Below are 20,735 nucleotides of genomic sequence, written 5' to 3'. Positions count from 1 at the left end.
CAGAGAGTGAGTGTGAGTGTGATGAGTGTGTTTCCGTCCCGTCCGACCACCGGTGCTGAGATCCGGGCGATGGACAAGGCCCATGTGTTTCATTCCTGGTCGGCCCAGGATGAGATCGCCCCGGTGCCGGTGAAGTCTGCCTCGGGGGCGGTGTTCACTGACTATGAGGGCAATGACTATCTCGATTTCGCCTCGCAGCTGGTGTACACCAATCTGGGCCATCAGCATCCGCGGTTGGTGTCGGCGATTAAGGATCAGGCTGACCGGTTGGTCACGGTTGCCCCGGCGTTTGCCAATGACGCCCGGTCGCAGCTGGCGGCGATGATCGCGGCGGTGGCGCCGGGGGATCTCAACCACGTGTTCTTCACCAATGGTGGTGCTGAGGCCAATGAGAATGCGGTGCGTATGGCGCGGGTGCATACCGGGCGACGCAAGGTGATGAGTATGTACCGTTCGTATCACGGGTCGACGTCGACGGCGATCAGTATGACCGGGGATCCGCGGCGGTGGGCTAATGAGCCGTCGGATTCGTCGGTGGTGCATTTCTTCGGGCCGTATGATTACCGTTCGCCGTTCTATTCCTCCAGTCCGCAGGAGGAGTCGGATCGGGCTCTGGAGCAGTTGGAGCAGCAGATCATTCTGGAGGGTGCGGGTACGATTGCGGCGATCATCATGGAGACCGTGGTGGGCACTAACGGTATTCTCGTGCCTCCTCCGGGGTATCTGGCTGGTGTGCGGGAGATCTGTGACCGCTATGGCATCGTATATATCGCTGATGAGGTCATGGCCGGGTTCGGTCGGACCGGGCAGTGGTTCGCGGTGGATAACTGGGATGTCACACCGGATCTGATCAGCTTCGCCAAGGGGGTGAATTCGGGGTATGTGCCGTTGGGTGGTGTGGTGATCAGTGATGCGATCCGGGAAACCTTCGCACATCGGGCGTTCCCGGGTGGGTTGACGTATTCGGGGCATCCGTTGGCGTGTGCCGTGGGTGTTGAGTCGTTGCGTGTGATGGAGGACGACGGGGTCCTGGAGCGGGTGCGGGACCTGGGGGAGCGTGTGGTGCGTCCGTTTGTGGAGGATCTTGCCCAGCGTCACCCGGTGGTCGGCGCGGTGCGGGGGGTTGGGTTGTTCTGGGCGATTGAGTTGGTGCGTGATCGGGAGTCTAGGGAGCCGTTGGTGCCGTTTAACGCTGCTGGTGAGGCTAATGCGCCGATGGTGGAGTTTGCTGCGGCGTGTAAGGTCCGGGGGTTGTGGCCGTTTATGCATTTCAACAGGGTGCATGTCGCTCCGCCGTTGGTGATTTCGGAGGAGGAGCTGGTGCGGGGGTTGCAGATCACGGACGAGGCGTTGGGTTTGCTGGACCAGTACGTGAAGTGAGAGCAGACCTCAGCCAGGCGGGAGGAGGCACAGCTGTACCAGGGCCAGGGAACGGGGGTGGCGCAGGTCAATTTTGGTCACCTCCTCGAACTTCCTGACGCGGTTGAGAACAGTGTTCCGGTGACAGTACAACGCCGCCGAGGTTGCAGCGAACGACCCAGTGTTGGCGTAGGCAAGTACCGTCTTGACGATGGTGTCTCTGTCCGGGACGCCTTCGAGTGGACCGAGCACGACGTCGCGCAAGTCAGCCTCGACAGTCGCCAGCTGCCGGATCGACAACCCGGCCCAGGACCGTCGTAGCGTTGCCGCTTCCTGACCGAGCGAGACGAGCATCTGTACGGTCGCCGTTGCCGCGACGACACCGCTCAGCGTGACGGGCCTGGGATGCGCCGCTCCCGGGATCCCGTCGAGAACGTCGGTGGCCAGGGCATCGTCGTCCAGCCACGGGCCCGTGCCGGCGAGGAGAAGGCCTCCACCGTAACGGGCGTGTTCGACCACGCTGATTGAACGGCGTTCGAGACGTTCCGCGACGGTACCCATGTCGTCCTCGTCCGCCGTGCCGAGAACCCAGAATGTGGCGTCGTTGTCGATACCGAGTACCAGGGCAGCATGCTCGAGGTCGGCAGAGGTTGCCGTGGTGTCCGTGAATATGGTGGCCAGACTCCGTTGCTGTTCAATCACGTCAGAACGTGCCATGATCAGGCTTTCGTCGAGATAACCACGTTGGATAGCCACCACGAAGCGGTCGACCACGCTCCAGAGTTCCTCGGTGTGGAGCGCAAGCACCACCAGATCGCCACGGTCCCGGGCGCATCGCAACAGTACCGACCAGATGATGGGGAAGTCGGTACGAACCGCCGAGCTGACATTCTCCAGAGAGATCCGCTGCCTGGCTCGTCGGGCACCGACGCCGGCGGGAAATGAGGCGAGATCTTCGCTCATCGGACGGTCGAGAAGTGCGGTGATGAGGTAGCGGAAGGCCAGGACCGCGTTGTCCCACAGGTCCTGCAGTTCCGGAATTCCGTCGTAGTAGCGCGCGCCACGCTGAATCTGTTCCATGAACTCCACGGACAACTGTTCCTCGAGTTCGGCCAGCTCCTCCAGCAGTGACCGCCACCGGTCGCGACTGTGTTCACGGTCCAGATCGAAGACGTCCATACCTCACGGTACCCCGAGCTCTCTGGGCAATGTAGTGCATCACGCCCAGAGGCACGCGGCACTTCTCGGCCTCTGGACCTCGCATCATGTGCTCGATGCACAATATATGAGATGAAACCGAGTGCACGGTGACTATGGTCCGCATCACAGTCACATGCTTACACTTGCTCCGGGAAAACGACTGACAACCGGGCGAAGCACCCACTAACCGCACCAGGGAAAGCGAGCGGTCATGACAGAAGACACCACCGATGAGAGTTTCCTCGCAGATTTTCACCACACCACCGGCTACGGCGCCACGCCGGCGGGAGGAATCGACCGGCAGGCGGGGACGAAGGAGCACGGGGATGTCCGTGCCTGGTTCCGCCGCCGTGCCCGGGAACTGGGGATGACCGTCACAATCGACGGCCTCGGGAACCAGTACGCCACCTACCGCTGGTTCCAGGGGGCGCCCAGTGTGCTCACCGGATCCCACCTGGACAGTCAGCCACTGGGAGGACGGTTCGACGGAACGTACGGCGTTGTCGCCTCGCTCCACGCGGCCGCCAGGGTCAACCGTGATGTCCGGGCTCACAGGATTACCCCCCACCACAACCTCACCGTTGTCGACTGGTTCAACGAGGAAGGGGCGCGCTTTGCCCCGTCCATCATGGGGAGCTCGGGGATGGCCGGGATCATGGACCGTGACCAGCTGCTCGCCGTCACCGACGTCAAGGGCGTCACCGTCCGTGAGGCGCTTGAATCCATTGACTGCCTGGGAAGTGATCCGGCTCCGGTGGTCGCCGCCTACGCCGAGATCCACATCGAACAGGGCCGTCTGCTCGAACGGGACGACACCGCCATCGGTGCAGTAACTCAGAGCTGGTACACCCAGAAACTCGTCGTCACCGTCGCCGGAGAGCAGTCACACACCGGGGCGACCGTGATGGCAGACCGCCACGACGCCCTCGTCGCCGCGGCAAAGATAGTCGTCATGACTGAGGACATCGTCCATGACTACGACGATGAGTCCATCGTCACCTCGGTAGGCGAACTCCATGTCGAACCCAACTCCCCGATCGTCGTACCTCGGGAGGTCCGGTTTGTCATCGACCTGCGTGCCCGCACCGTCGATGATGTCCTTTCGGCACGGCGGACGTTGCTCGACGGCATCGCCCGGATCGCCGAGGAGCGGGACATCGCGATCGGTACCGAGGATTTCGACGTCCGCGACATTCAACGTTTCCCCCTCGCCGGAGTCGAGCTGACCGAGAAGGCTGCCGCGGACGTCGGTGTGGACGTACGCAGATTGGAGACTATGGCCGGCCACGACTCGGTGGCGATGAACCGGATCGCGCCGTCGGTGATGATGTTCATCCCGTCCGTCGGTGGGGTATCGCACTGCGAACGTGAATTCTCCACCGATGATGACATGCTCCGAGGTCTCGACGTACTCACCGGTGTCGTCACCAGACTTCTTGACGGAGCTCTCGATGACGTCGCCCCTGGCGAACCCCTCCATTCCGCAGAAAGGTAGGCCGCTGTGCATCTGACACCACAACATTGGCTTCTGGCCTTCCCGGTGCTGGCCCTCGTACTGACACCGGTGTTTCCCTTCATCAACACCCCGACGCTGATCCTCGGTCTACCGGTGATGGTGCTCTGGGTCGGCGGCTGGGCGATCCTCACCACCGTGATCCTGGGCCTGCTCTACCGGCACGAACCGGAACTCGCCGACGAGATTCCCGGTGAATACGACACGGACACGACCACTACGGAGGCCACCGCATGATCGCGGCGACAGTCATCGGGATCGCACTGATCGCGGCCCTCGCGTTCATGGGACGACGACAGTCCCTCAACACCCACACCGGGTGGTCCATCGGCAACCGGGGAATGAGTAGTCTGACGACCTTCTTCCTCCAGGCCGGTGCGATTTTCACCAGCTTCACCTTCCTCGGGATGTCCGGACTGACCGTTCTGGGAGGGGTATCCGCCACGTACCTGCCGGCGTACCTGGTCCTCGGATATGTCGGCATGTTCCTCATCGGCCCGGTGATCTGGAAGCTCGGCAAGGTCTTCAACTACCACACCAACGCAGACATGGCCGGCCACCAGTTCCGTAGCCCGCTACTGGGGAAGGTCGTCGCCGTGGTTTGTGTGGTTTTCTTCATGCCGATCGTGCAGGTGCAGATCGTCGGTCTCGGCACGATGGTCTCCTTCGCCACCGGAAACAAATCGGCAGGAACGGCGAGCATGGTGGTCTCCACAATCCTCATCCTCCTGTTCGTGGCCTGGGCAGGCCTTCGCGGCGTAGCCACCGTGGCCTACTTCAAGGATGTGGCGATGGTTGTCGCTCTCGTCGTGGTTCTAGCCGGTGTCCTCGTCAGTTACGTCGGCGACGGCGGTATCGGCGGAGTGATGGATCAAGCGCAGGAGCTGTTCACCGTCCAGTCCGGCACCGGCACCTACGGCATCATCTGGTTCATCACCAGCGTCATCGTCAGCGGCATCGGCCTCGGGGCGATGACTCTGCCGGAAAGTTGGCCCGCCGTGTTGTCGGCGAACAAGTCCAGAGCCGTCTCGAAGAACCACGTGATGCTGCCGCTGTACACGTTGGCGACGTTCATTCCCATCGTCATCGGGTTCTACGCCGCACGCTACGTCGTCGTCGGGGACGGGGAGGAAAATTCCGCCATCCTGTCCCTCGCGGCAGACTCACTGCCGGGCTGGCTGATGGGATGCGTGCTGATCGCCGGGATCTCCTGCGCCATCGTCCCCGCCGCCCACTGCGTGCTGTCCATCGCCACGCTGATCTCATCGAACCTCGTGCCGGCTTCGACATCGGACCACCGCCAGCTGACGGTCGGTCGTATGGCAGCTGGTCTGGTGCTGTTGCTGTCGCTGGGCCTGTCCCTGGCACGGCCGGACCTGATGGCCAATCTCTACCTGCTCACCTACGCTGGCCTGACCCAGCTGGCGCCGGTGAACATTCTGTCCTGCACGAGGACAACCAGAGTCAACGCCACTGGCCTGCTCTCCGGACTCACTGTGGGCGTGGTGATCGTCATCGTGTGCACCTTCAGCGGGATCTCCGTGTGGGGCATCAACCCAGGAGTACTGGGGCTCCTGGCGAATATTGCCGTGGTGGTGATGGTGTCCGCGGCAACGCCGACCACCAGCAGACCGGAGGTGCCCGAGCGCCTGAGCCCCCGCGCGGTACGCGGTTTCCCGCCGGTGTCGCCGGGATCAGCGGGCTCCGCTCCTTCGTCCTACTCCAGTCGCTACCGGGCTTCCCGGTCACGGTCCGCCAGTCCGTCGGAGGTGCAGCCGGATGTCGAATAACAGCACGTGTAACAGCACGTGGACCGCCGCGGAACTGTTGGTACGGTACGGCGACCGTACCGCCCGCCCCAGTGACGTCATCGCAGGACAGCTGGACCGTGTGCGCCGGCTCGACGGCGACCTCAATGCAGTGACACAGATGTTGGATGACGAGGCACTCATCGCCGCTGAACAGGCGGATGCGACCTGGGACGCGGAGGCAGGTCTAGCCGACGTCGTTCGGCATCGTCCGCTGCTCGGGGTCCCGGTCCTGGTCAAGGAGAAGCACGCGCTTGCCGGGCACCGGGTGGACCAGGCGGTGCCCGCGACCGCTGTACGCGCTGATCGTGATCATCCGGTCGTCGCCCGGCTGCGCGCCGCCGGGGCGATCCCGATCGCCCGGACCACGAACCCCGAATTCTGCGCAGCTACGATGACGGAGTCCCTGGCACACGGTGTCACTCGCAACCCCTACAACCTGGACTGCACACCCGGTGGATCGTCCGGTGGATCGGGGGCGGCATTAGCCGCCGGGTACGCGCCACTGGCTACGGGATCGGACATCGGAGGATCCACCCGGATCCCGGCGTCCTTCTGCGGTGTCGTCGGGTACAAGGCGCCCTACGGTGTCGTCCCCGGACTACACCCTTCGACCATGGACTGGTACCGCAGTGATTCCGCGATGGCCCGTACAGTGGGGGACACGCTGATGATGCACAACATCATCGCCGGCCAGCATCCCGACGATCCGCACAGCGTGCCCTTCGGTCCAGTCACCGAACCCGCCGGCGGCTGGAGCGTCGAGGGCCAGCGCATCGTGGTGTCCCGGCGGCTCGGGGACTACGCGGTAGACGACGACATCCTCGATGGCGTGGAGTCGGCAGCCGATGCCCTGCGCCACAACGGCGCCACCATCGAGTACCGGGAACCGTGCTGGGACACCAGCGAGATCATGGCCGTGGCGATGGCGCACTACGGCCATACCCTGGCGCCCGGAATGGCCGACCAGATCGAGCGTTCCGGTGCCGCGGTGTCGCCGTACATCGTCCAGTTCATCGACCACACGCTGGCTGCGGCGTCGAGGATGCCGCTCTACCAGACATTCGCCCGGGAATCCGACATACGGCGGAGCCTGGCACGACTGCTCGAGGGGGCCAGTGTGCTTGTCACCCCCGTGACGACGCGCAGTGCGATGCCGGCGCACGCTCCCACTGTGTCCGTCGACAACCACGGTCAGCACTACTGGGCTGATTTCATGGCGGTACCCTTCAACATCGCCAACCGGCACCCGGCACTGGCTGTACCGTCCGGCGTTGGCGACAGCGGCGTTCCCACGGGGATCCAACTGGTGGGCAACGCCTACGATCAACAGGCCGTGTTCCGCGCCGGGTTCGTTCTGGAGCGTGCTCTGCCCTGGGAGCACCCCCACGCGCGGTGACGGCTGAGGCATCCCCGTTCATTCCGACTGCGGTGGAAGGAGCCGTCGGGCCAGCCGGTCCAACCGGGTCGGCGTCGGCAGCCACGGAGCCGAATCCGTGGGGAGCCAGGCGTAGCTCGGGACTCCGTCGGTGAGCAGATCATTCAGAGCCGGTTGCCGCAGCTCGTCTGCCGACCAGGCGTAAAGGTCCCGGAGCCGGGGAGTGATCATTCCTACGTCGAGGAATCTTCCGACGCTGTGCTCAGCGGCGGTGTAGACCTCAAGCGGGCCTCGTAAGGGGTAGCGGTCAGGGAGGACGCGGGACAGGGACAGGAAGATACCGGTCATCCCCAGTCTGGGATCGCCGAGCAGCGGGGAGAGAGGGTGGCACCACCCCAACGCCATTCGAGGAGCCGTCACCAGGGCATGAGCGTACAGGACGCGGACCAGTACGAGGTTGATGAAGAACCGCTCCGCCCGAGTCTCGGTCACCGCCAGGTCGGCATGCCGGAGATAGGCGGAGACGACGGACGCGTTGTGGGCGCGGTACCACGTCTGAGCTGAGGGGGCCCGGATGAATTCCATCCCGAGACCGACTGGTGGGCAGGAGGGCGTCGCGCCATGCTCCGAGTCCAGGCTCCGGGCCTCCGCGGTGTCGAGGAGCAGTGACTCATTGACCGCACGCCACCATGGGCTTCCGGTGGCCGGGTCGAGGAGACCTCGGTGGACCTGCCAGTCCATGAATGCCAGTGCCGCCCGTCGGTACGGAAGGCGGGGAGGACGTTCGCGTGAGGAATCCTCGTACAGGGACATCATCAATGCGCGGCGCTGATCCGGATGGTCGCGCACGGCGGCAACCAGGTCCAGGGCTCGTGACCGGGCCGACGGAGAGGACATCCGTTCACGCTACCAAGACTATGTGGTTGCCGTGGTTGCAATGGTTGCCGGGCGGAATACTCCGGGGCCGTGCCGCCAGCGGTAGTACGCAAGGCACGCCACCGTGAATGGCACGCCGAAGTACAGCGACGCACGCTGTGAGGGATCGAATCCTACCCCGATCAGGGAGATCACCAGCAGCACCAACGCCGCACCGGGTACCCAGGGAAACAGGGGTGAGTGGTACGCGAGGTCGGCGACGCGTCCACCCGCGGCGGTGAAGCGGCGACGGAAAGCGATCTGGGAGGCGGCGATGGCGATCCACACCGCGACTACCGCGAACCCGGCTACCGACACCAGGGCGATGAACAGGCTCCCTGGAGCGACGACACTGGACAGCAGTGAGGCCAGACCACCGAGCATGGATACGCACAGTGCCAGCATCGGGATGCCGCGTCCCGTCGTCCGTGCCAGCGCTTTCGGCGCCTGCCCTTCGGATGCCAGGGAATGCAGCATGCGGGTGCAGGAGAATAATCCGGAGTTGCCTGCGGACAGGAGCGCAGTGATGATCACGAAGTTCATCACGTCACCCATGCTCGGTAGTCCCACGACATCAAAGACGGTGACGAAGGGACTTTCGTCCAACCCCGCCCGGGAGTAGGGGATGATTGTCGCGATGACGGCGATCGCACCGATGAAGAAGACGGTCAGCCGTAGGACGGCGGTACGGATCGCCCGCGGAATCGTCTTCTCCGGGTCCTTCGTCTCCCCGGCGGCGACGCCGATCAGCTCGGTACCGGAGAAAGCGTAGAACACGGCCAGGGTGGTGATCAGGATGCCGCCGATGCCGGTGGGGAGCAGGCCGTCGGGGGTGTCGAAGTTACCGAGTCCGAGTGCACCATCGTCCGTCAGCGGGTTGATGCCGACGATGGACGCTGCGCCGACCACGATCAACGCCACGACGGCGATGACCTTGATCAGTGACAGCCAGAACTCCGACTCGCCGAAGACCCGTGAGGAGATGGCGTTGAGGGTGAACAGGACGATGGCGAAGACCACGCACCACACCCAGACCGGGATATCAGGGAACCACCGCTGCATCAGGATGCCGATGGCCGTGAATTCGCTGCCCAACGCCACTGCCCAGCACAGCCAGTACAACCAGGCTGTGGTGAACCCCCAGGCAGGGCCGAGGTTACGGGTGGCGTACACGTGGAATCCACCGGACACGGGGTAGACCACGGCCAGCTCCCCGAGACAGGTCATCACCAGCCATGCGACCAGTGCGCCGATGCCGTAGGCGATCACCGCACCGAGGGGGCCGGCATGGTCGATGGTGTAGCCCGAGGAGACGAAGAGCCCGGATCCAATCACTCCGCCCAGCGCGATCATCACGAGATGTCGTGACGACATGGTGCGTTGCAGGGAGGAGTTCTCGGGCGGTGCGGTCATGGCAGACACTGTACGGGGAGGTCTACAGTGGGCCCGATGACAGACCCCGTTCTTCCCCGTCTCATTCTCGACGGCGGCCTTGGCACCCGCCTGGCCGACCGCGGCAACGACATCAGCGGTTCGCTCTGGTCCGCCCAGATCCTGCGCGATAACCCGGACGAGGTCACCGCCGCCCACCGCGACTTCTTCGATGCCGGTGCCGATGTCGCAACGACCTGCTCCTACGAGGTGACCACCGACGGACTCCTCGCGGCCGGTGTGGCGGCGTCCGAGGCAGATGACCTTGCGGACTCGCTGTTGCGGCAGAGTGTGAGGTTGGCAGTCGCTGCCGCGGAGCAGTGCGGGACGGACGCGCTCATCGCCGCGTCAGTCGGCCCGTACGGCGCTGGCCCGGGCCGGGGAACTGAGTACGACGGTGACTACGGGTTGACCACTGCGCAGCTGGCGGCGTGGCACCGTCGACGGGTCGACATCCTCGCAGACACGGAGGCGGACGTCCTGCTCGCTGAGACGGTTCCGTCGATCCGCGAGGTCGAGGCACTGGCCGGGGAACTGGACCGCGCCGGGACTCCGGCGTTGTTGAGCGTAACGGTGAAGCCCGGCAGCGACGGCGTCTTGAGCGACGGAACGGATGTGCGGGAGGTCGCCGCGATCGCGTCATCGTCGTCCGCGATCCGCGCTGTCGGCGTGAACTGTGGTTCGGTGGGAGACGTCCTTGCCGGGGCCCGCCGGTTGGCGGAACACACCGACCTGCCACTGATCGCCTATCCGAACAGTGGCGAGCGGTGGGATCATGCGCACCGCGTCTGGGTTCCCCGGCAGAACGATGGTGGTCCGGGACTTCTGGAGTCGGTCCCGGACTTCCTGGAGGCAGGCGTCCGCCTGCTGGGCGGATGCTGCCGGGTGACACCGCGGGAGATCGCCGCGGTGCGGGACCGGGCGCTTGCCTACTGACCGGTCGTCGTGCGGTCGGCTGTGTCGTCTGGGGCACCGGCATCGATCTCAGCTGCACGCTGGGCGTGGCGTCGGGCGGTGCGGTTGGCGCGGAGGTTGGTGTAGTGCTTGTAGCCTGCCGCGATCATCACGATGGCGATCATGCCGTAGAGCACCCAGGTGATCGGGGAGTCGATGAGCGAAGTGTAGGAACCACCGGAGGAGAGCAGGGCGTTACGGAAGCTCGTCTCCGCCAACGGTCCGAGGATCACGCCGATCATGATCGGAGCCAGCGGGAAACCGTAGCGCCGCATGAGGAATCCGACGAAGCCGATGACCAGAACGAGCAGCAGGTCAGTCATCGCCGCCGAGGTGGCGTAGACACCGAGCGCACAGAACAGTGCGATACCGGGGTAGAGGTAGTGCCGTGGGATGAGCAGCAGCTTCGCCCACATGGGGGCGAGCGGCAGGTTCAGGATCAACAGCACGAACAAGCCGACGAACAGCGACGCCAGCAGCGGCCAGACGAGATCGGCGTTGCGTTCGAAGAGCAGGGGACCCGGCTGGATACCGTACTGCTGGAATGCCGCGAGCATGATGGCTGCGGTCGCCGAGGTCGGTAGCCCCATAGCGAGAAGCGCACCCATGGCTGTACCGGCGGTGGCGTTACCGGCGGCTTCGGGGGCTGCGACACCGCGGATCGCACCTTTGCCGAACTGCGGCTCCTTGCGACGGGAGTCGAGCTTACGCTCCGTCGCGTAGGCCATGAATGTCGGAACCTCGGCGCCGCCCACGGGAATGACGCCGAAGGGCACACCGAAACCGGCGCCACGGAACCAGGCGGGCAGGGCCTCTTTGAAGTCACGCCACTTGAGGTAGGCGCTGCCGGTCACCTTCACCGAGGGGCGGGGTTTGGGTCTGCGGCGCTCGTAGATGGTGTGGAATACCTCGCCGAGAGCAAGAATGCCGACGGTGACGACGATGATGCTGATCCCGTCGAACAGTTCGGGGACACCGGCGGTGAAGCGCTGGGTGCCGGAGATGCCGTCGATACCGACGGTGGCGATCAGCAAGCCGATCATCAGTGAGGCGAGTCCCTTGATCAGGGAGTCCGACACTACTGCGGAGCATGCGAGGAAGGCGAAGACGGCGAGGGCGAAGTATTCGGCGGGGCCGAAGTGCACCGCCAGCTCGGCAAGTTTCGGGGCGAAGAAGACGACGAGTGTGGTGGCGATGAGGCCACCGGTGAAGGCGCCGATGGCTGATGTCGCCAGAGCCTGTGGCGCTCTTCCGGTCAACGTCATCTTGTATCCCTCGAAGGAGGTCGCGATCGCGGTTGAACCTCCCGGAGTGTTGACCAGGATGCCCATGGTGGAGTCACCGAACAGACCGCCGAAGTACACGCCGGCGAACATGATGAAGGCCGCGGTGGGGTCGAGGGTGAAGGTGATCGGGAGAAGCAGGGCGACGGCCATCGCCGACCCCATGCCAGGCAGGACGCCCACCGCGGTGCCCAGCAGCGCACCGATGAACACCCACAGCAGATTCATGGGGCTGAATGCTTCACCGAAGCCGCCCATGAGGAGTGACAGTGAATCCATTTAGAACAGACCTCCCAGAATGCCGGCCGGCAGCGCCAGACCGAGGCCCATGGAGAACGCTACCTGGATCGCACAGGAGACGACCAGACCCACGGCCAGTTTGATCAGTGGTTTCTTCGCATTGAACGTCAGGGTGAGTGCCCAGAACAGAAGTGCCGCCGAGATCACCCACCCCACAGGTTCGAGGACCAGTGCGAACACCAGGAAGCTGACGATGGCGATGATCAGGTTGCGGGTGTCGGGTCGGCCGGAAGCCTGGATCATGGCTTCGTCGCGGTTCTCGCCGACCGGCGGGACGTAGCGGGTGTCCCCTTCTTCGATGTCAGGATTGCGGATGGCGTTGACCACCAGGCCGATGATGATGGCAGTGGTCGCGACGACGAGCAGGGTCGGATAGAACTTCGGGCCAGGGGACTGGGCGGAGTCCGGGACATCCATGGTGAGGATGCCGTAGCTGATGTAGGCGGTGAACAGTGCCAGGATGCCGGCGAGGTAGAGCGAGCCGCGTCCGGTCATGAAGGACTGACGGTCGGACGGCAGTGAAGTGGTGGAAGTCATCTCGTGTCCTTACGTCAGTAACCCAGGTCCGACCAGATACCGTCGACGACGGTAGTTTCTTCGTCGAGGTTGGTCGCGAAGTCGTCGCCGATCAGGGAGGTGTCGGTCCAGTTGTTGCGCTCCAGGGCGTCGTCCCAGGTGCCGCTCGTGATCATCTCGTCCACGATCGCCTCCAGGTCCGCCCGTTCATCGTCGGTGATCCCCGGCGGGGCGACGATGCCTCGCCAGTTGGTCAGTTCCACGTCGTAGCCGGACTCCACGAGGGTGGGCGCGTCGATACCCTCCACCCTGTCCGGCGCAGAGATCGCGATCATCTTCAGACGTCCGGCCTCGATCTGGTCCTCGAAATCCGCGTATCCACTGACGGAGGCGGTGATGGTTCCGGAGAGCAGCGCAGTAGCCAGTTCGGCGCCACCTGAATGCGCAAGGTAGTTCACGGAGGTCGGGTCGATTCCCGCCTCCCCGGCGATCTGGGCGATGATCATCTGGTCGAGGCTGCCGAGGGAGCCGCCACCGAAGGGGAAGTTCGTGGGATTGGCGCGCCAGGCGTCGACAAGGTCATCGATGGTGTTGATGGGGGAGTCCGCGGGGACGACGACGACATCGTAGTCATCGGTCAGGCGTGCAATGGGGGTGACATCGTCGAGGTCGATGCCCGAGCCGTTGATGTGGATGGCGCCGAGCATGGTGATGCCCGTGATCATCATCGTCGTCGCCTCACCCCTCATCTGGCTGAGCTGGCTGAGGCCGATGGTGCCGCCGGCACCGGGGACATTGACGACCTGCGGGTTGTTGACGATGCTTTCGCTGCGCAGAGCCTGCTGTGCTTCGCGGGCCGTACTGTCCCAACCACCGCCGGCATTGGCCGGCGCGATGAGCGTGAGTGCGGATCGGGCGCTGGCGCCGGCGGTGGAGTTGTTGGCGTCGACGACACCGAAGGCGACGAGGGCGACGCCGACTACTGCAGCGATCACGCTGACGGCTTTCTTGACGGGGGAGGACGTAGATCGTTCAGAGTCGGACGGAGGGTGGTCGTCGGCGGGAGGTGTTGGCATTACCCGGCGGCCTTTCGTAGACGAGGTGTACAGAGTGAGGTGAACTATAGATACCCCTTTGTTGTGATCACGAATACATCTGCACTCCGTGAGCGCGTGATGATGCCCGGTGGCACTGTCGGACGGGGGCGTCAGGGGGACGCGGGCCGCACGACTACCTGTCGTTGACCTGTGTAAAGGCTGGCTGTTGTGTGGTGAATCTACGGGTGGAATCCGGGGGTGACACCGGGTGTAGCGCGTTCACCCCCGCAGTATCGTGCGCAGGAGGATTACCATCCAGGAATGTTATGACGACAGTTGAACCGTGGGGGCGGTGTCGCGTGGTCAGTGGGACAGGATGTCAACGGCGCGATGGCCGAGACTGTTGCGAATGTGTTCGCGCATCGTGGAGTCCGCCTGAGTGCGGTCCCTGTCGTCGATGGCTATGACGAGGGTGCGATGTTCGTTGTCGATCCGGGACGCGTCTGACGGCGAGTCGCCTCTGGTACGGAGGCCGATGAGACGGTAGCGGTCCGCTTTGTCCCAGAGGCGGTCCAGTTCGTCGATGAGAACAGGGTTGTGGCTCGCGGTGTAGATTGCCCGGTGGAATCGGCGATGCGCCTGTAATGCGTCTTCTTCCGGTTCCCCGGTGGGAAGGGTCAGGGGACGAAGCGCTGAGGCGGCGTCGTGGATCTCGGCCAGCTCGTCGTCGGTGCGCCTCTCGGCGGCGAGGCCAGCGGCGAGTGGATCGAGGGACTCACGCACTTCAAGGAGGTAGATAGCTTCATCGGCGCTGACCGCGGTGACCCGGGCGTCCCGGTGCGCGGCGAGTTGGACGAGCCCTTCACTTGTCAGTCGGCGAATTGCTTCCCGGAGCGGAGTGGTGCTCACCCCCAACTCACCGGAGAGTTTCCCTTGGTCGATGCGGGAGCCAGGGGCAAGTTCGCCACTGAGGATCAGGGTGCGCAGCTGGGCGTAGGCATAGTCGTTCTTGGTGAAGGTGCCGGGAAACTGGTTGGTCGACACGGGAGACCCGGGCCTTTCGTCGGGGAGTTACTGGAGAGGAATGCTACCGGACACGCGACGATCCGGCTACACTCTATAGATTATAAGATGTAACTTGACCGGGAAGAAGTGGATGTCACGTGGGAGAGATCACCGTCAACGGCATAGCGCACCGGTTCTGTTCAGCGTCTGAGCTGCTGGGGCCTGAGGCGGGGCGATGGCCTGTCGTGCTTCGTCTGCTCGCTGAGAATGTCGGACGCTGTATCTCCGGCGACGACCGCAACACCATGCTCGCGGCGCTGCGCCACTGGGTGGACGGTCGGACCAGCCAGGCGGAGATCCACTTTCAGCCGGGGCGGCTCCTCATGCATGACACCACCAGCACCCCAGCTCTGGTCGATATGGTGGCGATGCGTGATGAGCTTTCCAGGCGAGGCCACTCTCCGGAGACGATTTCACCGGCACTGCCCGTCGAGATCTCCGTGGACCATTCACTGGCTGTGGAGAGTTATGCCCGGCGTGACGCCCCAATGAGAAATCTCACCGAGGAGATCCGGAGGAACCGGGAGCGCTACCGCTTCCTGCGCTGGGCGTCGGCACAGATGGCCAACATCCACATCAATCCGCCAGGGACCGGCATCATGCACACGATCAATCTCGAGCAGCTCGCCACCGTGGTGACCAGCGAGATCCGGGAGGACGGGCCATGGGTGATTCCGGATCAGATGATCGGCACTGACAGCCACACACCGATGATTAACGGTCTCGGAGTTCTCGGATGGGGTGTTGGAGGCCTGGAAGCAGAGACGGTCATGTTCGGCCTACCGACAACCATGCGAATCCCGGACGTTCTTGGCGTCCGGCTGACCGGCAGGCTCCGGGACGGGGTCACTGCCACCGACCTCGCGCTGGTCATTACCCACCGTTTGCGGGAACTGGGGGTGACCGGTGAGTTCGTCGAGTTCTTCGGCGAAGGCGTGTCCTCCCTGTCAGTCGGAGAGCGCGCCGTCGTTGCGAACATGGCACCGGAGTACGGAGCCACGACGGGATTCTTTCCGGTCGATGACGCCGTCCTCGACTACCTGCGGATGACCGGACGCGAGGAACCGCACATCGACCTCGTCAGGACATACTGCCAGGCTACTGGTCTGTGGTTCGACCCCTGTGCCGAGCCGGAGTACACCCGGACGACCACCCTCGACCTAGATACCGTCGGGCCGAGTGCCGCCGGCCCGCGTCGACCCCAGGATCACCTCGCGGTCTCGCGGATCCCGGAAGCGTTGGCGAAGGAGACCGGTCCAGTCGCCCCGGAGCGGGGTGACGGTGCCATGCCCGCCTTCCCGGTCGCTCTCGCGGCGATCACCAGTTGCACGAACACCACCGATCCGCGTCTGATCATCACGGCCGGCCTCGTCGCTCGGCGCGCCCGGGAGCTCGGTCTCCGGCCACCGTCGTGGGTGAAGACCTCCCTGGCACCGGGATCGCCGGCGGCGGTGTCTTATCTCCGACGTGCGGGGTTGCTTGAGGACCTGTCATTCGTCGGTTTCGACATCGTGGGTTTCGGTTGCACAACCTGCATCGGTAACTCGGGTGAGCTTCCGGACCGGGTGCGCCAGGCTCGGCAGAACGGAAGTATCGTCCCCGGTCCGGTACTTTCGGGCAACCGCAACTTTCCCGGACGTATCCACCCGGACCTCGACATCGGCTTCCTCGTCAGCCCGGCCCTGGTCGTCGCATTCGCTCTTACGGGAGACCTGGACACAGACATCACCACGGACCAGATCGGCATCAGCGATGACGGTCGCGCCATCCGCCTCGCCGACCTGTGGCCGAGTGCAGCGGTCGTCGATGAGACGGTGGCCGCCGCCGTGGACCCGGCGGATTTCGCGGCAGACTTTCGGGTAGCGTCGCATAACACCATGTGGGAACGTCTCGAGGTGCCGGATACTCCGCTGTTTCCGTGGCAGCCGGAATCGACGATGCTCCGGCCGCCGCCCTTTGCACGCACGGAGGATGACGGGGACGAGCGAGTCGGCATTCTGGAGGGGGTGGCAGGTGCATATCCGTTACTGGTTCTCGGTGACGACATCACCACCGACCACATCTCGCCGGCCGGTGCGATTCCTTCCGACAGTGCTGTTGCGGAGTATCTTGTCGCCCGTGGCGAGATGCCGGACGACCTCAACGTCTTCGCGTCCCGCCGTGGCAACTGGGAGGTCATGGTCCGCGGAGCGTTCTCGGCCCGAGCGGTGAAGAATGTCCTCGCCCCCGGGTCACGCGGTGCCTGGACGGTGCACGGACCGACAGGGGAGGGGATGCCCGTATGGGACGCGGCCGAACGGTACCGGCACGCCGGCGACCCGGTGATCGTGGTTGCTGGTGACCGCTACGGTATGGGGTCGTCCCGGGACTGGGCGGCCAAAGCCCAGTATCTTCTGGGGGTCCGGGCCGTTCTGGCTGTCGGGTTTGAACGGATCCACCGGTCGAACCTGATCGGTATGGGTATTCTCCCGGTCACTGTGGACACTGCTCTTCACACCCATCTGTCGGGTCCGCAGGGTCTACGGGCGGGGGACACGGTGGACATACTGCCCGGCGACCACATGGTCCCGCAGGGGGAGGTTCAGTTCGTCGTCCATCGGCGGGGAGCGTCGGGCGTGGAGTCGTTCGCTGCGACCGCAGCCGTGGAGACTGCTCTGGAAGTTGAGCTACTCCGAGCCGGCGGAGTGATTCCGTCGATCCTCGCCGCCGCGACGGTGTGACGCCGTGGCCCCTCCGCGGGCTGAGAGGTCATTGGCCGGTGAGCTCGTTCAGCCGCTCCAGCCGTTCGGCATAGGCTCGCCGCGCAGTGAGAGCTTCCTCCATCGTCACCTCGATAAACCTGGTCGTGGTCCCCGGTGTCGCACGGGCAACAAGATCCATGTCGGCACTGATGACGGTGCCGATCATGGCGTATCCGCCACCTGAGACGGCGTCCCGGTGCAATATGATCGGTTGGGTCCCGCCAGGTATCTGGATCGACCCCACCGCATATCCGGCGTCGACGATGTTCGAGGGATCGGCACCGGCGCCGAAGGGCTGAGGAGAATCACGCCATTCCACACCAGGGCCGCTGTAGCGCAGCCCGGCACGGTCGGCCACCGGAGTCAAGGTCCACTCACCGGACAGGAGATTCTCTCTCCCCCTCTCCGTCAGTTTGTGATCGTAGAGGCCCATCAGAATCCGGACGTTCTGGGACGTGCTGAACTCCGGCCGGAGCTCCTCCGGAACCTCCGGGAAACCGGGGCGCGTGGATGCCGGTCCGAGAGGTAGAACGTCTCCGGCCTCGAGTTTCCGACCGTCGATGCCGCCCAGTGCGCCGGGAATGTAGGTCGACCGAGAACCCAGAACCACGGGAACATCGATGCCACCCTTCGCAGCCACATAGAACCGTGTTCCGGCTTCGATAAGGCCGAACGTGACTGTTGCGCCGGCAGGAACGAGGACGCGCGACCACATCGCGACGGGCTCGTTGTTCACCATCGTCGCTACCGGTGCTCCGGTGACGGCGATCACCGTGTCACGGGAGAAGTGTAGAGAGGGGCCCATGTAGGTGCACTCCAACACCGCATCGTGCGCGTCGTTTCCGACGAGTGCGTTGGCGGACCGTGAAGACCAGGCGTCGAGCGCGCCGCCTTGAGGAATTCCCAGGTGGTAGTAGCCGAATCTGCCCAGATCCTGAACGGTCGTCAAGAGTCCGGGCGAGACGACCTGGATCGTTCCGTTGATGTCGTCAGCGTCCGTCGACATTGAGTGCCTCCACGAGTTCGGTGTTGTAGACCGCACCTTCTTCCAAGGCACGCTCCATGTCGAAGTCAATCGGGACCTGCCTGTAACGGAAAGACCCCGCCTCAACTTCCTGTTGTATCCGCCGGTACTCAGCTTCTTCGACCGGCCGGAACTTCACGATGTCCCCGGGCCGGAAAAGGATCATCTGGTCCTCCTGATCGGTTCCCTGGAGCTCCGGGTGGTAGATGGGAGCGGCAGCGATACCGAACATCTGGTAGCCACCGGCACCGCGGACGGAGTAGATCACCGCGAAGCAACCGCCGTGCCCCACCGTCAGAGGTGCGGTGTCGGTGCGGGGGGAGAGATACTTCGGGACCTCGAGTTGGTGCTCCCTGTCGACGAGTTGGTACATGAAGGGGAGGCCTGCCACGAAACCGACCATCGACACGATCCAGGGTGACTGGTGGTGTGCTCGGATGAAAGCGGAGGCATCCTCAAGGCCGTTTACCGTGGCGGCGTAGTCCAGATCGTTGCCGGACGGGTCCTGGTGGTAGCCCTCCCTGAAGCGGGAGACGACTTCGGCCGTTACCGGGTCGTCGTACCAGACCGGCACCTCGATAATCCTCGTCGGTACGACGGAGTTTGCGGAGTCAGTGACCTTCTCCTCGATCGAGCGAACGGAGTCTTCGAGATCGCCGGGCGCGATGACCTCCGGGTTGAACCTGATCAGCAATGAGGCATTGGCGGGACAGATTTCGATGACGCCGTTGAGATGATGTTCCTGGAGTTCACGGGCAATCAGGGTGACAGTGAAGTTCGCAGCGAGGCTCATCTCTTCGGATACCTCTACGAACAGGAATTCGTCCCCTCCGTATGTGTAGCGCGCGCGTGTCATGACAGGCTCTCCAGGATTTCCGGGTGCTTTTCGACAAATGTTGAGAAGTGGGTGACCTCGCGAAGTTCAGGGGTGGTCGCGAGCGCCGCAAGGAGGGCGCGGGTGGTCGACACGCCCTCGATATGGAGTTCGGACAGGGCCGTCTGAAGTGACGTGAGTGCGGCATCCCTGGTGTCGGCGTGGACGATGATCTTCGCGATCATGGAATCGTAGAAGGGGAGGACGACTGATCCTTCCTCGAATCCGGTGTCGATCCGTACTGACCCACTGCGTGGCCACGTCACCACAGTCAACGTCCCCGGTGACGGCATGAAATTGTTCGAGGGATCCTCGGCATTGATGCGGACCTCGAAAGCATGGCCGTCGAACTTCACGTCGTCTTGTGCGAGAGACAACCCTCTGCCGTCGGCGATCCGGATCTGTTCGGCGACGACGTCAGTACCTGTCACCATCTCGGTGACAGGGTGTTCAACCTGGATCCGGGTGTTCATTTCGATGAAGGCCGCCTCTCGGCGGACCGGATCGTAGAGGAATTCGACGGTACCGGCACCAGAGTATCCGCAATTCTGGGCGAGTTGTACCGAAGATTCACGGATAGTTTCCCGTACATCGTCGGGAAGGTCTGGGGCGGGAGCTTCCTCCAGCAGCTTCTGGTGGCGTCGCTGCATCGTGCAGTCACGGTCTCCAAGGTGGATCACCGTGTGGCCGTCGCCAATGACCTGCACCTCCACGTGTCGCGCTTTCTCGATGAACCTTTCTAGGTAAACGGCAGGGTCGCCGAAGGCTGCCCGAGCCTCAGCCTGGGCTACATCGATCGTGGAAAGCAGCTCATCGGGTGAGCTGACCAGACGGATTCCTCGTCCTCCGCCTCCAGAGGACGCTTTGACCACCAGTGGATATCCTATTGCGTTGGCGATGGCCAGGGCATCGTCTCCCTCCTTGAGCGCGCCGTCGGTACCGGGCAGGGTCGGAACACCGGCCTCCCGCGCTGCCCGGCGGGCCTCGGACTTGTTTCCCATCAGTTCGATCGTTTCGGGCGACGGGCCGACCCAGGTCACCCCGGCTTCACCGACCGCGCGCGCAAAGTCCGCGTTCTCTGACAGGAAGCCGAAACCCGGGTGGACCGCGTCCGCCCCAGACCGTCTGACCGCTTCCATGACCGCGTCAACGTTGATGTAGGAACTGGTGACCGGCGGCGGTCCGATGGTGATGGTCGCATCGGCAAGGCGGGCCGCCACCGAGTCCACGTCTGCTTCACTGACGGTGAGGACTGTCTCGATCCCTGCCTCCCTCGCAGAGCGGATGATCCGGACGGCGATCTCGCCACGGTTGGCGATGAGAAGCTTCTTCATGTT

At 64.0% G+C, this 20,735-nt stretch carries 17 protein-coding genes; 7 read left to right on the top strand and 10 right to left on the bottom strand.

Annotated features, from left to right (window positions below; genetic code table 11):
• The first annotated feature begins 21 nt into the window (after positions 1-21).
• Positions 22-1,380 carry an aspartate aminotransferase family protein gene (locus CGLY_RS10705; RefSeq protein WP_052540048.1) on the top strand — a complete coding sequence of 453 codons (1,359 nt, stop codon included), beginning with the start codon at positions 22-24 and terminating at the stop codon, positions 1,378-1,380.
• Positions 1,381-1,389: 9 nt separating this feature from the next.
• Here the strand turns inward: CGLY_RS10705 and CGLY_RS10700 are convergent, their stop codons facing one another.
• Positions 1,390-2,538, bottom strand: coding sequence for a helix-turn-helix domain-containing protein (locus CGLY_RS10700; protein ID WP_052540046.1), 1,149 nt, complete (start codon positions 2,536-2,538; stop codon positions 1,390-1,392).
• Between the two features lie 232 nt (positions 2,539-2,770).
• Between CGLY_RS10700 and CGLY_RS10695 the strand changes: the two genes are divergently transcribed.
• From CGLY_RS10695 to CGLY_RS10680, 4 genes are read left to right on the top strand one after another with little or no spacing between them, the layout of a single operon-like run.
• Complete coding sequence (locus tag CGLY_RS10695; protein ID WP_038549307.1) at positions 2,771-4,054, top strand: M20 family metallo-hydrolase; 1,284 nt, start codon at positions 2,771-2,773, stop codon at positions 4,052-4,054.
• Between the two features lie 6 nt (positions 4,055-4,060).
• A complete protein-coding gene (locus CGLY_RS10690) occupies positions 4,061-4,309 on the top strand; it encodes a hypothetical protein (RefSeq protein ID WP_052540045.1) in 249 nt (82 codons plus the stop codon).
• Positions 4,306-5,862, top strand: coding sequence for a sodium:solute symporter family protein (locus CGLY_RS10685; protein ID WP_052540043.1), 1,557 nt, complete (start codon positions 4,306-4,308; stop codon positions 5,860-5,862). Before CGLY_RS10690 ends, CGLY_RS10685 begins: the two co-directional genes overlap by 4 nt.
• A complete protein-coding gene (locus CGLY_RS10680) occupies positions 5,852-7,279 on the top strand; it encodes an amidase (RefSeq protein ID WP_052540040.1) in 1,428 nt (475 codons plus the stop codon). Before CGLY_RS10685 ends, CGLY_RS10680 begins: the two co-directional genes overlap by 11 nt.
• A gap of 18 nt (positions 7,280-7,297) precedes the next feature.
• Here the strand turns inward: CGLY_RS10680 and CGLY_RS10675 are convergent, their stop codons facing one another.
• Positions 7,298-8,155: a hypothetical protein gene (locus CGLY_RS10675; RefSeq protein WP_038549305.1), complete on the bottom strand. Its 858-nt coding sequence runs from the start codon at positions 8,153-8,155 to the stop codon at positions 7,298-7,300.
• Between the two features lie 18 nt (positions 8,156-8,173).
• On the bottom strand, positions 8,174-9,586 hold the full coding sequence (locus CGLY_RS10670; protein WP_038549303.1) for an amino acid permease: 1,413 nt from the start codon (positions 9,584-9,586) through the stop codon (positions 8,174-8,176).
• Positions 9,587-9,622: 36 nt separating this feature from the next.
• Between CGLY_RS10670 and mmuM the strand changes: the two genes are divergently transcribed.
• Positions 9,623-10,540 (top strand): homocysteine S-methyltransferase, encoded by a 918-nt coding sequence (mmuM, locus tag CGLY_RS10665; protein WP_038549301.1) that lies wholly within the window; start codon positions 9,623-9,625, stop codon positions 10,538-10,540.
• On the opposite strand, the gene CGLY_RS10660 is transcribed toward mmuM, so the two are convergent.
• The 4 genes from CGLY_RS10660 to CGLY_RS10645 form a co-directional block, all read right to left on the bottom strand.
• Positions 10,534-12,120, bottom strand: coding sequence for a tripartite tricarboxylate transporter permease (locus CGLY_RS10660; RefSeq protein ID WP_052540039.1), 1,587 nt, complete (start codon positions 12,118-12,120; stop codon positions 10,534-10,536). The two genes, mmuM and CGLY_RS10660, sit on opposite strands and share 7 nt — an antisense overlap.
• Positions 12,121-12,678, bottom strand: a complete 558-nt coding sequence (locus CGLY_RS10655) for a tripartite tricarboxylate transporter TctB family protein (RefSeq protein WP_038549299.1) — start codon at positions 12,676-12,678, stop codon at positions 12,121-12,123. It abuts the gene before it with no gap.
• 14 nt (positions 12,679-12,692) lie between these two features.
• Positions 12,693-13,733, bottom strand: a complete 1,041-nt coding sequence (locus CGLY_RS10650; RefSeq protein WP_052540036.1) for a Bug family tripartite tricarboxylate transporter substrate binding protein — start codon at positions 13,731-13,733, stop codon at positions 12,693-12,695.
• Positions 13,734-14,057: 324 nt separating this feature from the next.
• Positions 14,058-14,738, bottom strand: a complete 681-nt coding sequence (locus tag CGLY_RS10645) for a GntR family transcriptional regulator (RefSeq protein ID WP_038549295.1) — start codon at positions 14,736-14,738, stop codon at positions 14,058-14,060.
• A gap of 119 nt (positions 14,739-14,857) precedes the next feature.
• Here CGLY_RS10645 and acnA point away from each other — a divergent pair, with 119 nt between their 5' ends.
• Positions 14,858-17,479 (top strand): aconitate hydratase AcnA, encoded by a 2,622-nt coding sequence (gene acnA, locus CGLY_RS10640; protein WP_144313673.1) that lies wholly within the window; start codon positions 14,858-14,860, stop codon positions 17,477-17,479.
• A gap of 28 nt (positions 17,480-17,507) precedes the next feature.
• Here acnA and CGLY_RS10635 read toward each other — a convergent pair whose 3' ends face one another.
• Genes CGLY_RS10635 through CGLY_RS10625 form a run of 3 tightly spaced genes read right to left on the bottom strand, consistent with a single transcriptional unit; the run spans position 17,508 to position 20,732 of the window.
• The gene (locus tag CGLY_RS10635) at positions 17,508-18,506 is read right to left on the bottom strand and encodes a 5-oxoprolinase subunit C family protein (protein ID WP_038549293.1); all 999 of its coding nucleotides are present in this window, start codon (positions 18,504-18,506) and stop codon (positions 17,508-17,510) included.
• Positions 18,490-19,380 (bottom strand): 5-oxoprolinase subunit B family protein, encoded by an 891-nt coding sequence (locus CGLY_RS10630; RefSeq protein ID WP_038549291.1) that lies wholly within the window; start codon positions 19,378-19,380, stop codon positions 18,490-18,492. Before CGLY_RS10630 ends, CGLY_RS10635 begins: the two co-directional genes overlap by 17 nt.
• Positions 19,377-20,732, bottom strand: a complete 1,356-nt coding sequence (locus tag CGLY_RS10625) for an acetyl-CoA carboxylase biotin carboxylase subunit (protein WP_038549289.1) — start codon at positions 20,730-20,732, stop codon at positions 19,377-19,379. Before CGLY_RS10625 ends, CGLY_RS10630 begins: the two co-directional genes overlap by 4 nt.
• Positions 20,733-20,735: the final 3 nt, after the last annotated feature.

Source organism: Corynebacterium glyciniphilum AJ 3170, from assembly GCF_000626675.1.
GTDB lineage: Bacteria > Actinomycetota > Actinomycetes > Mycobacteriales > Mycobacteriaceae > Corynebacterium > Corynebacterium glyciniphilum.
This window is presented reverse-complemented; position numbering and strand designations above follow the sequence as displayed.

Bases quoted from the DNA above. Each gene is read 5' to 3' on its own strand.
- CGLY_RS10705 (WP_052540048.1), top strand. From the start codon at position 22: ATGAGTGTGTTTCCGTCCCGTCCGACCACCGGTGCTGAGATCCGGGCG.
- CGLY_RS10700 (WP_052540046.1), bottom strand. From the start codon at position 2,538: ATGGACGTCTTCGATCTGGACCGTGAACACAGTCGCGACCGGTGGCGG.
- CGLY_RS10695 (WP_038549307.1), top strand. From the start codon at position 2,771: ATGACAGAAGACACCACCGATGAGAGTTTCCTCGCAGATTTTCACCAC.
- CGLY_RS10685 (WP_052540043.1), top strand. From the start codon at position 4,306: ATGATCGCGGCGACAGTCATCGGGATCGCACTGATCGCGGCCCTCGCG.
- CGLY_RS10680 (WP_052540040.1), top strand. From the start codon at position 5,852: ATGTCGAATAACAGCACGTGTAACAGCACGTGGACCGCCGCGGAACTG.
- CGLY_RS10675 (WP_038549305.1), bottom strand. From the start codon at position 8,155: ATGTCCTCTCCGTCGGCCCGGTCACGAGCCCTGGACCTGGTTGCCGCC.
- CGLY_RS10670 (WP_038549303.1), bottom strand. From the start codon at position 9,586: ATGACCGCACCGCCCGAGAACTCCTCCCTGCAACGCACCATGTCGTCA.
- mmuM (WP_038549301.1), top strand. From the start codon at position 9,623: ATGACAGACCCCGTTCTTCCCCGTCTCATTCTCGACGGCGGCCTTGGC.
- CGLY_RS10660 (WP_052540039.1), bottom strand. From the start codon at position 12,120: ATGGATTCACTGTCACTCCTCATGGGCGGCTTCGGTGAAGCATTCAGC.
- CGLY_RS10655 (WP_038549299.1), bottom strand. From the start codon at position 12,678: ATGACTTCCACCACTTCACTGCCGTCCGACCGTCAGTCCTTCATGACC.
- CGLY_RS10650 (WP_052540036.1), bottom strand. From the start codon at position 13,733: ATGCCAACACCTCCCGCCGACGACCACCCTCCGTCCGACTCTGAACGA.
- CGLY_RS10635 (WP_038549293.1), bottom strand. From the start codon at position 18,506: ATGTCGACGGACGCTGACGACATCAACGGAACGATCCAGGTCGTCTCG.
- CGLY_RS10630 (WP_038549291.1), bottom strand. From the start codon at position 19,380: ATGACACGCGCGCGCTACACATACGGAGGGGACGAATTCCTGTTCGTA.
- CGLY_RS10625 (WP_038549289.1), bottom strand. From the start codon at position 20,732: ATGAAGAAGCTTCTCATCGCCAACCGTGGCGAGATCGCCGTCCGGATC.